Annotated in this window: 12 protein-coding genes; 3 read left to right on the top strand and 9 right to left on the bottom strand. The window is 65.1% G+C overall.

All coding sequences use genetic code 11. The features are described 5' to 3' along the window. The 6 genes from VNQ78_RS00145 to VNQ78_RS00120 all read right to left on the bottom strand — a co-directional run. The coding region (locus VNQ78_RS00145; protein WP_325685325.1) for a hypothetical protein at positions 1–192 on the bottom strand (192 nt) is incomplete at its 3' end. A 77-nt stretch (positions 193–269) separates the two neighbouring features. Continuing rightward, positions 270–818, bottom strand: a complete 549-nt coding sequence (locus VNQ78_RS00140) for a holin family protein (protein WP_325685323.1) — start codon at positions 816–818, stop codon at positions 270–272. Further along, positions 809–1,420, bottom strand: a complete 612-nt coding sequence (locus tag VNQ78_RS00135) for a holin-associated N-acetylmuramidase (RefSeq protein ID WP_325685321.1) — start codon at positions 1,418–1,420, stop codon at positions 809–811. Before VNQ78_RS00135 ends, VNQ78_RS00140 begins: the two co-directional genes overlap by 10 nt. A gap of 77 nt (positions 1,421–1,497) precedes the next feature. Continuing rightward, positions 1,498–1,941 (bottom strand): cytochrome c maturation protein CcmE, encoded by a 444-nt coding sequence (gene ccmE, locus VNQ78_RS00130; protein WP_325685319.1) that lies wholly within the window; start codon positions 1,939–1,941, stop codon positions 1,498–1,500. Positions 1,942–1,959: 18 nt separating this feature from the next. Beyond that, positions 1,960–2,772 (bottom strand): glutamate racemase, encoded by an 813-nt coding sequence (locus tag VNQ78_RS00125; protein ID WP_325685317.1) that lies wholly within the window; start codon positions 2,770–2,772, stop codon positions 1,960–1,962. A gap of 63 nt (positions 2,773–2,835) precedes the next feature. After that, positions 2,836–6,234 (bottom strand): indolepyruvate ferredoxin oxidoreductase family protein, encoded by a 3,399-nt coding sequence (locus VNQ78_RS00120; protein WP_414694028.1) that lies wholly within the window; start codon positions 6,232–6,234, stop codon positions 2,836–2,838. A gap of 157 nt (positions 6,235–6,391) precedes the next feature. Between VNQ78_RS00120 and VNQ78_RS00115 the strand changes: the two genes are divergently transcribed. The 3 genes from VNQ78_RS00115 (at position 6,392) to VNQ78_RS00105 (ending at position 10,704) form a co-directional block, all read left to right on the top strand. After that, on the top strand, positions 6,392–7,294 hold the full coding sequence (locus tag VNQ78_RS00115; RefSeq protein ID WP_325685315.1) for a LysR family transcriptional regulator: 903 nt from the start codon (positions 6,392–6,394) through the stop codon (positions 7,292–7,294). 329 nt (positions 7,295–7,623) lie between these two features. After that, positions 7,624–9,795, top strand: coding sequence for a phosphoribosylformylglycinamidine synthase subunit PurL (gene purL, locus VNQ78_RS00110; protein ID WP_325685313.1), 2,172 nt, complete (start codon positions 7,624–7,626; stop codon positions 9,793–9,795). Between the two features lie 96 nt (positions 9,796–9,891). Beyond that, positions 9,892–10,704 (top strand): GNAT family N-acetyltransferase, encoded by an 813-nt coding sequence (locus VNQ78_RS00105; RefSeq protein ID WP_325685311.1) that lies wholly within the window; start codon positions 9,892–9,894, stop codon positions 10,702–10,704. Here VNQ78_RS00105 and VNQ78_RS00100 read toward each other — a convergent pair. The 3 genes from VNQ78_RS00100 to VNQ78_RS00090 are packed head-to-tail and all read right to left on the bottom strand — an operon-like array spanning position 10,701 to position 13,259. Further along, positions 10,701–11,642: a CBS domain-containing protein gene (locus VNQ78_RS00100; protein WP_325685309.1), complete on the bottom strand. Its 942-nt coding sequence runs from the start codon at positions 11,640–11,642 to the stop codon at positions 10,701–10,703. The two genes, VNQ78_RS00105 and VNQ78_RS00100, sit on opposite strands and share 4 nt — an antisense overlap. Continuing rightward, complete coding sequence (ybeY, locus tag VNQ78_RS00095) at positions 11,639–12,163, bottom strand: rRNA maturation RNase YbeY (RefSeq protein ID WP_325685307.1); 525 nt, start codon at positions 12,161–12,163, stop codon at positions 11,639–11,641. Before ybeY ends, VNQ78_RS00100 begins: the two co-directional genes overlap by 4 nt. Next, complete coding sequence (locus tag VNQ78_RS00090; protein ID WP_325685305.1) at positions 12,156–13,259, bottom strand: PhoH family protein; 1,104 nt, start codon at positions 13,257–13,259, stop codon at positions 12,156–12,158. Before VNQ78_RS00090 ends, ybeY begins: the two co-directional genes overlap by 8 nt. Positions 13,260–13,374 lie beyond the last annotated feature (115 nt).

Below are 13,374 nucleotides of genomic sequence, written 5' to 3'. Positions count from 1 at the left end.
CGAGGTCACGAAGGACAGGGTAAGGGCGACAAAGGAAACGGCGATCAGCCCGAACTGCGCCAATGCGGCGGGACGCGCGCTTTCGATCCAGCCCGTCCAGCCCTTCGCCGCGCCGATCATCGGCACGACCATCTGGAACATGGCAACGGCAAAGGCGAGAATCAGGGCAAAATGGCCGATCTCGGCGTTCATTGGCTCCTCCCCGGTAGCTGGCCGGAAGGATAGCGGCGGGCGGGCGGACAGGCCAGCCCTCCCGTCCACCGCCGCGATCACGGCTTGGCCAGCGCGGCCGAGCCCGCCCAATCCCGCAATGCCGCATTGTCCGCAAAATCATCGCCGGATGCGGATTGCGAGGTCGCGGGTGCTGAAGCGGTGGGCATCGTTGTCGCCAGAGCCTTGCCCGAATGCGTCTCGATACGCGGTCGGACCCGGAAATAATGCGCCTCGCGCGCGCCGAAATAGAAGCTGATGATCGCCCCCAGCAGCCACCACAGCGGCTCGGGGACGAGGTTCAGGTTGGCCATCCGCAGCCCGAAACCCTCAGGCTCGGCCATGGCATAGACGAAAAGCCCGATCGTGCCCAGCGTCAGCAAGGGGCGTGGCAGGCGGTTCAACCCGTCCACGAAGCCATCGAACCAGTTCGGCGGGCGCATGGTGAATTCGGCCGCGAACTGGTTCAGCGCGCTTGAACGACCCTCCTCCTCCAGTTCCATCCGCCGGGTGGCGTTCTCGCGCCAGATCTCGGCCATGCCGGTCGCGGCATTCGCGACGGCCGCGACATTGCCGCCCATGCCAAGGAAACGGTCCATCATCCCCATGCGGCGATCCTTTTCTGATGTTCGGCCAAGGTCAGGTGATAGCGGGCCGAGATGAACTCCTCGGCCCGCAGGATCCAGCCGCCCTTACCGCCCGCTGTCGTGCGCGCATATTTCCGGCTGGCCGGGCGGGCATCGGCCAGCGCGTAGTAATAATTCCGGCGGGCAATGCCGTAGGCATCGGCAAGATAGCCCGCCGCCGCATCCCCCGCACGGCGGGCGGCCCCTGCGGTCAGCGGTCCGATGATTCCGTCATCCTTCACGGAAAAACCCATCCGGCTCAGCAAACGTTGCAGGATGCGGACCGCGTTCGAGCCGGCATTGACATACATGTCGAAGACCGAAGGCTGGATTTCCTCGGGCAGATCGCCAAGCCGGGGCGCGCGGAAATAATGCTCGACAAAGATGCGCTCGGCATCCTGACGGGTCAGCGCCTTGACATCTGCGACGTCGATCCGTCCGTCCCCGCTCCGGTCAAGGCCAAGGCGGCGCAGGGTTTCCAGCGTCACGCCGTATTTCGTGGCCCCGCCCGGATCATCGGGATCATCGACGAATCCCCCCTCGCGGGCAACGATCTCGGCGGCAATCTGTTCGACGGATTTCATGCGCATCCCCTTCGGAAAAACTCCGCAGAGGCTGGCGCGACGTGGTTAACGCACCCTTACCGGGGCGCGCGTTGCGTTCAGGAGTTCGGATCCTCGTAGACGCCCTGTTCCTTCAGCGATTCGATCACTTCGCGCGGCATGTAGGTTTCGTCATGCTTAGCGAGGATCTCGCTCGCGACGAAGGTGTCGCCCTCCATCCGGCCGGTGCCGATCATGCCCTGACCCTCACCGAACAGATCGGGCAGCACGCCGGTGAAGCTGACCGGGACGGTCGCGCCGCCATCGGTGACGCGGAAGGTCACCGTCTCGCTCGCGCCACGGACAAGGCTGCCCTCCTCGACAAGCCCGCCCAGGCGGAACACCTCGCCCGGTTCCGGCGCGTTTCCGGCCATCTGGCTCGGCGAACGATAGAGGTTGATGCCGTCCCGAAATCCATAGCCGATCAGCCCGACGGCAAGGACCAGCGCGATACAGGCCGCGATGATGACCTGAACTCTCCGCTTTTTCTTCAGAGATTTCATGTTTCTGCCACCACTATCTCAGGCCGCTTCAAAGCGGATGGACTGGCGCATGAATTGGGTGGCCTTGCCCGAGACCCGCTCGGGATCGCCGGTGGTCAGAAAGCGCGACCGGCCTCCCTTGCCCAGAAAATCGGGCCGGCGCTGCAGGTAATCGTCAAGGCTTTCCGCCACCAGATTCGCCTGGGAATAGACCTTGACCTGCGGCCCCAGCGCCTTCTGGAAGGCGGCCTGAACCAGCGGGTAATGGGTGCAGCCAAGGATCGCGGCCTCGGGATGCGGCATCCGGCGCAGCAGCGCCTCGACATGGCTGGTAACGAGGGCTTCAGCCAGAATCTCGTCACCCATCTCGATCGCATCGACGACGCCGCCGCAGGGCTGGGCCTCGACATCGACGCCGATGGCGCGGAAGGCCAGCTCGCGCTGGAAGGCGCGGCTGGCGACGGTGGCCGGGGTGGCGAACAGCGCGACATGCTTCACCGCCACCTCGCGCGGGGCGGAATTGTCACCCCAGCGCCGCTCGGTCAGCGCTTCGATCATCGGGACGAACACGCCCAGCACGCGCTTGTCTTCGGGCAGCCACGTTTCCTGCATCCGCTTCAGCGCCGCGGCCGAGGCGGTGTTGCAGGCAAGGATCACCAGATCGCAGCCCTCGTCCCACAGGCGCGAGACGCCGGCGCAGGTCAGGTCGAAAATGTCATTGGCATCGCGCACGCCATAGGGCGTGTGCTTGTTGTCGCCCAGATAGACCAGCGGCAGCTCGGGCATCCGGGCGGCGATGGCATCAAGAACCGTCAGACCACCAAGACCCGAATCGAATACGCCTACCGCCATAACTAGCCTCCTGCTCGCGACGCGCCTTTTTAGGACGCGTCGCGGGGGAACGCCATGATTATGTCACTCGGCCGCCTGCGCCATGGGCGAGCCGCCCGCCCGGATGGCGTCGAGAAGGGCCAGCCGCCGCCCGGCCGCCTTCAGCGCGGCGGCATCCTTGACAGGGCCATAGCCGCGCACGCTCAGCGGAAGCTCGGCCAGTTCGCGGACCAGACCTGCCGTCATCGGCGTGACGCCCCGAAGCACCTCGCGCATGTCGCTTTCGTATTCGGCGATGGCGGCGCGCTCGGCCCGGCGTTCGGCGCTGCGGCCGAAGGGGTCAAGCGCGGTTCCCCTAAGGCCCTTCAGCCGCGCAAGCACCCGGAAAAGCGGCAGCACCCAGGCCCCGAACTCGCGCTTCAGCGGCCGTCCATCCGGGTCGCGCCCCGGCATGAAGGGGGGCGCGAGGTGAAAGCTCAGCTTCGCCTCGCCCTCGAACTCCTCCGCGATGCCTGCCGCGGTCGTCAGATGAAGCCGCGCGACTTCGTATTCGTCCTTATAGGCGAGCAGCTTGTAATAGCCCTCGGCCACGCTGTCGCGAAGCTCCGGCGGCGCGAGCGCCACCAGATCGCGGAATTTCCGCGCCAGCGCCTCGCCCTGATAATCGACCAGCCGCGCCGCGCGATATTCGACCGGATCGACCACCTTCTCCTCGGCCACGGGACCGGCAAGAATGGCCGCCGCCTCTTGTCGCCGGACCATGGCCCAGCGTCCGATCTGGAAAGCGCGCTGGTTCTCGGCGATTTTCGCGCCGTTCAGTTCGATCGCCTTCAGAATCGCCGCCTCGCTCAGCGGGATCAGCCCCTGCTGCCATGCCGCGCCAAGGACCAGCATGTTCGAATAGATCGAATTCCCCAGAAGGCGCAGCGCCAGTGTCGAGGCGTCGAGGAAGCCGGCCCTCTCGCCCAGCCGCGCCTCGAGCGACAGGCGCAGCCGGTCGGCCGGGATCTGGAAGTCGCGGTTGCGGGTGAACTCGCCGGTAATGATCTCGTGATCATTGACGACGGCGCCGGTGCGGCCCTTGGTCATCAGCCCGATGGTCTTGGCGCCCGCAGTGACGACCAGATCGCCGCCGATGATGCAGTCCGCCTCGCCCACTGCGACGCGGATCGCGCTGATATCCTCAGGGGCATTGGCGAGACGCAGGTGGATATGGACCGCGCCGCCCTTCTGGGCGAGGCCGGCCATCTCCATCATGCCGGCACCCTTGCCGTCGATATGCGCGGCCTGCGCCAGCACCGCGCCGATGGTCACGACCCCAGTGCCGCCAACGCCGGTGATGACGACATTATGCGTGCCGTGGATCGCGGGCAGGACCGGTTGCGGCAGGTCCGGCAGGTCCAGCGCCGCCGCCTTGGGTTTCTTCAGCTTCGCGCCCTTGACCGAGACGAAGCTGGGGCAGAAGCCCTTCACGCAGGAATAATCCTTGTTGCAGCTCGACTGGTCGATGGCGCGCTTGCGGCCAAGTTCGGTGTCCAGCGGCACGATCGAGACGCAGTTCGACTGCACCCCGCAATCGCCGCAGCCCTCGCAGACCTCGGGGTTGATCCAGATGCGGCGGTCCGGGTCGGGGAACTTGCCGCGCTTGCGGCGGCGGCGCTTCTCGGCCGCGCAGGTCTGGATATAGACGATGGCGCTGACGCCGCCGACCTGCTCCAGCTCCTTCTGGACCGCCAGCATCGAGGCGCGTTCCTCGAACCGCAGGCCCGAGGGGAACTGCCCGCGGTCGATCTCCTCCTTCTCGTCATAGACGGCGATGACGGGCGAGACACCCATCGCCTGCAATTCGCGCACGATCTGGGGTGCGGTCAGCCCCCCCTCGTTCGGCTGGCCGCCGGTCATGGCGACGGCGTCGTTGAAGAGGATCTTGTAGGTGATGTTGGCGCCCGCCGCCTTGGCCGCGCGAATGGCCAGAGAACCGGAATGATTATAGGTTCCGTCGCCAAGGTTCTGGAAAACATGGGCCCTTTTGCTGAACGGCCCCTCGCCGATCCAGTTCGCGCCCTCGCCGCCCATATGGGTGAAGCCCGAGGTCTCGCGGTCCATCCACTGCACCATATAGTGACAGCCGATCCCGGCATAGGCCCGCGCCCCATCGGGCAGCCGGGTCGAGGTATTATGCGGGCAGCCCGAGCAGAACCACGGCGTCCGCGTCGCGATCTCGGGCGCGTTGTCATTGCGGCGCACTTCGGTCAGGCGTTGCAACCCGGCCTTGATGGCCTCGGTCCCGCGCCCTTCCTCGATCAGGATGCCGCCCAGCTTTTGCGCGATCATCACCGGGTCCAAAGCATAGCGGGTCGGGAACAGCTCCTCATGCGTACGGTCATGCTTCCAGCCAAGAACGCGGCGGCCGTGGCGGTTGTCGAAGATCGCTTCCTTGACCTGAACCTCGATCAGCTTGCGCTTTTCCTCGACAACGACGATGACCTCGAGGCCCTCGGACCATTCCTGGAAGGACTTCATGTCCATCGGCCAGGTCTGCCCCACCTTGTAGGTCGAGATGCCCAGCCGCTCGGCCTCGTCCTCGTCGATGCCCAGAAGCGACATGGCATGAACCAGATCCAGCCAGTTCTTGCCCGCAGCCACAAAGCCGATCCGCGCGCCGGGCGCATTCCAGACCGGGCGGTCGACGCGGTTCGCGCGGGCGAAGGCCTCGGCCGCGAAGCGCTTGTAGTCGATCATCCGCGCTTCCTGCGCGACCGGCGTATCGCCAAGACGGATGTTCAGCCCGCCTTCGGGCATCGCGAAGTTCGGCGCGGTGAATGTCAGCCGGAACGGATCGCCATCGACCACGCTCGTCGCCTCGACCGTGTCCTTCATGGTCTTGAGCCCGGTCCAGACCCCGGCGAAACGCGACAGGGCAAAGCCATAGAGGCCGAAATCAAGGATCTCCTGCACGCCCGCCGGCGAAAGGACCGGGATATAGGCATCGACCATCGCCCAGTCGGACTGGTGCAGCACGGTCGAGCTTTCGCCGGTATGGTCGTCGCCCATCGCCATGATGACGCCGCCATGCTTCGAGGATCCGGCCATGTTTGCATGGCGCATCACGTCGCCGCTGCGGTCCACCCCCGGCCCCTTGCCGTACCAAAGTGCGAATACCCCCTCATGCTTGCCCTCGCCCCGCAACTCGGCCTGCTGGCTGCCCCAGATCGCGGTCGCGGCCAGATCCTCGTTCAGGCCCGGCTGGAACAGGACATTGGCCGCCGCCAGCTCCTTCTTGGACTTCATCATCTGCAGATCGACGCCGCCAAGGGGCGAGCCGCGATAACCGGTCACCAGTCCTGCCGTATCCAGTCCAGCCGCCCTGTCGCGGGCAGCCTGCATCAACATCAGGCGCACCAAGGCCTGCGTGCCGTTCAGCAGCACATGGCGCTTGCCCAGATCAAACCGGTCCGACAGAGAAAAATCCTGCACGCTCATCTGGCCCTCCCAAGCTTGATGGCTGGTATGGAGGCATTATAGGTCAGCTAAACTGACCGATAAAGTGTTATTCTCGTCGGGTGCCATATTGTCCGGTCCTACCTATATGCTAAGGGTTGCGAAAAACGCATGGCTGATATCACAAGAAAGCATTATTATGGATTGGGACAAGCTTAGAATATTCCATGCCGTCGCCGACGCGGGATCGCTGACCCATGCAGGGGATGTCCTGCACCTGTCCCAATCCGCCGTCAGCCGACAGATCCGCGCCCTCGAGGAATCGCTGGGGAGCACGCTGTTCCACCGCCATGCCCGAGGCCTGATCCTGACCGAGCAGGGAGAGTTGCTGTTCGAGGCCACCTCGTCAATGGTGCGCAAGCTCGACACCACCGCCGCGCGCATCCGCGACAGCGAGGAAGAAGTCGTGGGCGAGCTGAAGGTGACGACGACCACCGGCTTCGGAACGCTCTGGCTGGTGCCGCGCCTCGCCAAGTTCTACGAGCGCTATCCCGACATCAAGATCGACCTGATGCTGGAGGAGCGCGTCCTCGACCTGCCCATGCGCGAGGCCGACGTTGCGATCCGCATGAAGGAACCCAATCAGCAGGACCTGATCCGGCGGCGGCTTCTGAACATCAGGATGCGGCTTTACGCGACGCCCGAATATCTGGAGCGCGCCGGCTCCCCCGAAAGGGTCGAGGATCTGCACAACCATCGCCTGATCTGCCAGAGCCCGCAAACGCCGCAGGTCAGCTCCGGCGCGGTGCTGGTCCAGCAGCTCCTGTCGCACAACATCACCTCGATGTTGATGGTGAACAATTATTTCGGCGTGTTGCAGGGCGTTCTTGCCCATGTCGGGATCGGCGTCCTGCCCGATTACCTGACGGCGGATTTTCCAGACCTGGTCCGGGTGTTGCCCGACATCGAATCCACCGAGGTTCCGGTTTTCCTCGCCTTCCCCGAGGAATTGCGCACATCCCGCCGGGTCAGCGCATTCCGCGACTTCGTGTTGGAGGAGATCCAGTCGATCCGCAAGCTTCAGGCGGAAACCGACCTCTGAACGCGCGAGGATTGCGGAATGCGGCGGCGCGGGGGAAAGCCATTCCTCAACTGCATATCCGTCATGCTTTTTCTTTCTGTTTTCATCCTTGAACGGTTCACGAACTGCACATATCTGAGGCTACGAAGGAGATGGTCTGAGGAAACTCTCATCACCTTCAACCTCCCTGTTGGACTTAGGCCGGGCTTCGTGCCCGGCTTTTTTTTGCCCTTCGCGACGGGCCAGGGACGCCCCTTCCTCCATCCCGGCAAAGGCCGCTGCGCGCCGCCTCTTTCCTAATACGTCTGCGCCGCTTAAAAGGCCCCGAAACCGGGGTAAAGGGCGCGAGAATGGACGAACCGCAGATCACCGAAGACCTGATTGCCGCGCATGGGCTGAAGCCTGACGAATATCAGCGCATCCTCGAGATCATCGGACGCGAGCCGAGCTTTACCGAGCTTGGCATCTTCTCGGCCATGTGGAACGAGCATTGTTCCTACAAGTCATCCAAGAAATGGCTGCGCACCCTGCCCACGACCGGCCCGCAGGTCATCTGCGGCCCTGGCGAGAATGCCGGCGTGGTCGACATCGGCGACGGTCAGGCGGTGGTCTTCAAGATGGAGAGCCACAACCACCCGAGCTATATCGAGCCGCATCAGGGCGCCGCGACCGGCGTTGGCGGCATCCTGCGCGACGTCTTCACCATGGGCGCGCGCCCGATCGCCGCGATGGACGCGCTGTCCTTCGGCCGCCCCGAACATCCCAAGACCTCGCATCTGGTCAAGGGCGTGGTCGAGGGGATCGGCGCCTATGGCAATGCCTTCGGCGTTCCGAACGTGGGCGGCGAAGTCCGCTTCCACAGCTCCTATGACGGCAACTGCCTTGTGAACGCCTTCGCGGCGGGCCTCGCGGACAGCGACAAGATCTTCTACTCGGCCGCTTCGGGCGTCGGCATGCCGGTCGTCTATCTGGGCGCCAAGACCGGGCGCGACGGCGTCGGCGGCGCGACCATGGCCTCGGCCGAGTTCGACGACACCATCGAGGAAAAGCGCCCCACCGTTCAGGTCGGCGACCCCTTCACCGAGAAATGCCTGCTGGAAGCCTGCCTTGAGCTGATGCAGACCGACAGCGTGATTTCCATTCAGGACATGGGTGCGGCGGGTCTGACCTGCTCGGCCGTGGAAATGGGCGACAAGGGCGGCCTCGGCATCCGGCTGAACCTCGAAAACGTGCCGCAGCGCGAGGCGCATATGACCGCCTACGAGATGATGCTGTCCGAGAGCCAGGAGCGGATGCTCATGGTCCTCAAGCCCGAGAAAGAGGCCGAGGCCCGCTCCATCTTCGAGAAATGGGATCTCGACTTCGCCATCGTCGGCGAGACCATCGCCGAGGACCGCTTCCTGATCCTGCATCACAATCAGATCAAGGCCGATCTGCCGCTGTCGAAACTCAGCTCCAGCGCGCCGGAATATGACCGTCCCTGGGTCGAGACGCCCGCGGCCTCGGCCATGCCCGCCCTGCCCGCGATCACCCCGATCGCCGCGCTGAAGGCAATGATCGGCTCGCCCAGCCATGCCCATAAGGGCTGGGTCTGGGAGCAATACGACACGCAGGTCGGCGCGGACACGATCCGCCGTCCCGGTATGGGCGCTGGCGTCGTTCGCGTCCACGGCACCCAGAAGGCGCTGGCCTTCACCAGCGACGTGACCCCGCGCTATGTCAAGGCGAACCCCTATGAGGGTGGCAAACAGGCCGTCGCCGAAGCCTATCGCAACCTTTCCGCCTGTGGTGCGTTGCCGCTCGCGACGACCGACAACCTGAATTTCGGCAACCCCGAAAAGCCCGAGATCATGGGCCAGCTTGTCGGCGCGATCAAAGGCATCGGCGAGGCCTGCGCCGCGCTCGACTTCCCGATCGTGTCGGGCAACGTCTCGCTCTATAACGAGACCGACGGCAAGGGCATCCTGCCGACACCCACCATTGGCGGCGTCGGCCTGATTGAAAACCTCGATGACCTAATCGCGGGTCTTCCGGCTGCGGGCGACGTGGCGCTGGTCATCGGCACGACCGCCGGCCATCTGGGCCAGTCGGCGCTGGCCGCCGAAGCCTTCGGGATCGAAGCCGGCGACGCGCCCCATGTCGACCTCGCGGCCGAGCGCAAGCATGGCGAGTTCCTGCGCGCCCATGGCAAGCTCTTCTCGGCGGCGACCGATCTCTCGGATGGCGGTCTGGCCCTTGCCGGGTTCGAGATGGCCGAACGCGCCGGTCTGGGCCTTGCCCTCGACAGCGGCGATATCGCCCAGCTTTTCGGCGAGGATCAGGCCCGCTACCTCGTCGCCTGCCCGGAGGCCAATGCCGCGAAGCTGCTCAAGGCCGCTGGTGCCGCAGGCGTTCCGGTCGCCGCAGTCGGCCGCTTCGGCGGCGATGCGGTCAGCCTTGGCGGGGATACCGCCCCGCTTGCCGAACTCAAGGCGCTCTATCGCGGCGCCTTTGTCGAGAAGCTGAACCTCGACATCGCATGAAGCAAAAAGGCCGGGCCAGATGCCCGGCCTTTCTTTTGTCGCAATGGCCCTTGGCGCGCGCCCCTGCTAGCCTTGCCGCAAATGAGAGGTTTCTACATGAGCGGCTGCGCCTGCGGACATCACCACCACCATCATCACGCGGCCCCCTCGACGGGAACCGAGATCACCCTTGCCCGCCCGCTGGTCGCGCTTTCCGGCCATCTGATCTGCAAGGACATGAACCAGATGCTGCTGGCGCTGGATCTGCTGCCCGATCATGTGAACCTCAGCCGCGCCGAGCCGGGCAACCTGCGCTTCGACCTCTCCCAGACCGAGGATCCGATGATCTGGCGTCTGGACGAGCTTTTTGCCGATGACGAGGCCTTCGCCGCCCATCAGGCCCGCACCAAGGACAGCCCGTGGGGCCAGCGCAGCCAGGCCATTTCCCGCGCCTTCGACCGGGTCGAGGCTCAGCCACGCCTGCGCCCCGAACATCCGCAGGAAGCCGCCGCGATCTCGGCTCTGCTGCGCCTTGCCTTTGGCGGCCCGGACGAGGCCCGGCTGGTCGAGGCCCTGCGCGATCAGGACGACCTGACCCTGTCGCTGGTCGCGGATGTGGGCGGGGCGATCATCGGCCATGTCGCCCTCTCGCCGCTCGCGGCCGAGGGGCCGGCGCTGGCCCTTGCCCCGGTCGCCGTCCATCCCGCTGTCCAGAAACGCGGCATCGGCGAGGCGCTGGTCCGCGCCGCGCTGGAGGCCGTGCGGGGCCATACGATCATGGTGCTGGGCGATCCGGCCTATTACGGTCGCTTCGGCTTCGAACAGGTCGATCTGGCCTCGCCCTATGCCGGGCCGCATCTGATGGCGCTGGGGCCGGCGCTGCCCCAAGGCAGCACCGTGACCCATGCGCGGGCCTTTTCCGCGCTCTAGCTTGCCTCGGCGGTGGGGCCTGCGGCCTCAGCCGCCCCCGCCACCTGCGGCGCGCGCAGCCGGACCCGTTTCACCCGCCTAGGGTCGGCGTCGATGATCTCGAACTCGACGCCGCTTTCATGTGGAATGACCTCGCCGCGCACCGGAACGCGCCCGGTCAGCATGAAGATCAGGCCGCCAAGCGTATCGATCTCCTCATCCTCCAGCGCGAGGCGCAGGCCGGTCTCGGCCTCGACATCCTCAAGCGGCGCGCGGGCCTGAACCAGCCATTGCCCCGGCTTTTCGAGGATCAGCATCCCGCCCTCGATCTCGTCATGCTCGTCCTCGATCTCGCCGATGACCTGTTCGATCAGATCCTCGATGGTGACGACGCCGTCCACACCGCCATATTCGTCGATGACCATGGCCATGTGGATGCGTTTCTGCTGCATCTGCTGAAGCAGCACGCCTATCGGCATCGAGGGGGGCACATAAAGCAGCGGGCGCAGCAGCGGGCGCAGCGCGAACTTGGCCGGTGTCGCCGCGCCGAAGCCGTATTTCAGCGCCAGATCCTTCAGGTGGATCAGCCCGAGCGGGCTGTCCAATGTGCCGCGAAAGACCGGGATGCGCGAGAAACCATGCTCGCGGAAGATCTCGACCAGTTCGGGCAAGGTCGTCGTCACCGGAACGGCCACGATCTCGGCCTTGGGCACGGCCACGTCATCGACACGAAGCCGGCGCAGATTGACCATGCCAAGTGGCGATTTGCTTGGCCCCTTGGCCCCGGCCTCGTTCGCGGCCGCAGCCTCGCTTTCGGACTCACCACCACCGAAGGCGCCCAGAATGCGCCCGAGGAAGCCACGCGATTGCGGAAGATCCCGCCCGTCGCCGCCGACGCCATCCGCCCATGAGGCCGGGTCGGCAGAAACGGGGGTGTCGGGACTTCGATCGTTACTCATGTTTCCAGTTCCAGATAGGGATCGGGAATGCCAAGCCGGCCGAGGATCGACCGCTCCGCATCCTCCATGGTTTCAGCATCCTGATCGTCGATGTGGTCATAGCCCGCAAGATGCAGCATGGCATGGACCAGAAGATGTGTTGCATGATCGGCAAAGGGCTTGCCCTGCGCCTCGGCCTCGCGCTGGCAGGTATCGAAGGAGATGGCGATGTCGCCCAGTTCCTCGATATCGGGCAGTTCGGGAACAGCGCCCGGCGCCCGGACGTCGAACTCGATCGCGGGCCAGCTCAGCACATTGGTGGGGCGGGGCTTGTCCCTGAACTCGGCGTTCAGGCCGGCAATCCGCTCGTCGTCGCAGCCCATCACGACGACCTGAAAATCCTCGAGCCCCAGCCATTCGCCGACCGCATGGGCCGCGCGGCGCGACATGCCCAGAAGGTCCGCGTCGTCCCAGCGCTCATCCTCGATGACGAGATCGACGATGCCGGCGCCGTCCTCTTCCGGCTGATTGTTCTCATACATCTGCCTGCCCTCCGGCAGTTGCGACAAAGCGCGGCTCGCGGCGCGGAATGCGCTGGCCGCGCTCGTCAAAGACCTCGCCACGGGCCAGCGCCGCCTCGGCCTCGGTATCATAGGCCTCGATGATGCGGGCGACCAGCGGGTGGCGGACCACATCCTTGGAGGTGAAATAGCTGAAGCTGATGCCCTTGATGTCCTTCAGGATCTTCTCGGCATCGGTCAGGCCGGAATGCACGCCTCGCGGCAAGTCGATCTGGGTGCGGTCGCCGGTAATGACCATGCGCGACCCCTCGCCCAGACGGGTCAGGAACATCTTCATCTGCATGGTCGTGGCGTTCTGCGCCTCGTCCAGAACCACGAAGGCATTGGCCAGCGTGCGCCCGCGCATGAAGGCAAGGGGCGCGATCTCGATCCGCTTCTCCTCCATCAGCTTCTGCATCTGCTTCGAGGGCAGGAAGTCGTTCAGCGCGTCATAGAGCGGCTGCATATAGGGGTCGACCTTCTCCTTCATGTCGCCGGGCAGAAAGCCCAGACGCTCGCCCGCCTCGACGGCGGGGCGGGACAGAATGATCTTGTCGACATGGCCGCCGATCAGCATGGTGACGCCGACCGCGACCGCCAGATAGGTCTTGCCGGTGCCGGCCGGGCCGATGCCGAAGGCCAGTTCATTGGCGAAGAGGTTGCGGACGTAATCCTTCTGCGCCTCGGTGCGCGGCTCGACCGTCTTCTTGCGGGTGCGCAGCTCGACATGGCCGGTCTGGAACATCTCCAGCTGCTCGGCCGGGCTCAGCGGCTCCTGCAACTGCTCGACGCCCATGCGCAGCGCCGCCTCGATTTCCGGCAGTTCGACATTGCGCCCCTGCTCCAGCCGGGCGTAAAGCCCGCGCAAAACCTGCGCGGCCTCGGCCTGGGCATCGGCGGGACCGACGACGGAAAGAAGATTTCCGCGCCGCAGGATATGAACCTTCAGCGCCTCCTCGATGCGCGCCAGATGACGGTCATGCGGACCGCACAGATCGATCAGCAATCTGTTGTCGTGGAATTCCAGCAGGGTTTCGCCGGCGGTGGTGGTCGCGGGGGCAGTCGGGGAAAGACCCAAATTCGTCTCCGGTCAGGTCAGATGCACTGTATTCATGGTCGCAACTGCGCGGGATTCGCACAAGTCCCAGCACCGGGATGGCGAGGTTTTGCGCAGGATGCTGTTCATATATAGT

The organism is Paracoccus sp. (in: a-proteobacteria) (assembly GCF_035556475.1).
GTDB lineage: Bacteria > Pseudomonadota > Alphaproteobacteria > Rhodobacterales > Rhodobacteraceae > Paracoccus.
Note: the sequence above shows the minus strand (reverse complement) of the source record. Positions and strands in the feature narration are given on the sequence as shown.